This window comes from Colwellia sp. 75C3, from assembly GCF_002836255.1.
In the GTDB taxonomy this organism is placed as follows: domain Bacteria; phylum Pseudomonadota; class Gammaproteobacteria; order Enterobacterales; family Alteromonadaceae; genus Colwellia.
The window spans coordinates 1-320 of sequence record NZ_PJAU01000023.1 but is presented as its reverse complement, the minus strand read 5'-3'; the positions used below and the strand labels follow the sequence as shown (position 1 = coordinate 320).

1 protein-coding gene is annotated in these 320 nt (G+C 41.9%); it reads left to right on the top strand.

Translation table 11 applies throughout. From position 1 onward, the window contains the following. Positions 1-320 (top strand): hypothetical protein (locus CXF85_RS00130; protein WP_157828994.1); only part of this gene is annotated, 320 nt, incomplete at both ends.

Here is a 320-nt window from a genome sequence, read left to right as displayed (position 1 = left end):
CGGAGATGGTACAGGTGTTGATAGCCTGTCGGCTCGCGCAGGTGTTATTAATACCTGGATCTTTACAGATGCACTATCTTCATTAACGCAAGACAATGACCCTGCAGCAGATGAACTCTATGTTGGTGATTTTTCAGGTATCGAAACTTACATTACGGGTAATACCAATGAATGGGCCGATGTTTCTGCGTTAAGTGGTGGTATCGAGGCAAGTAGTTATGTAAGTTTTGCCGGTATTATTGGTAATAACGTGACCAGTACTTTAATTGGCCAAGATGTTGATAGTACATGGACAGTCGCTAAAGTAAAAGATGCCAATA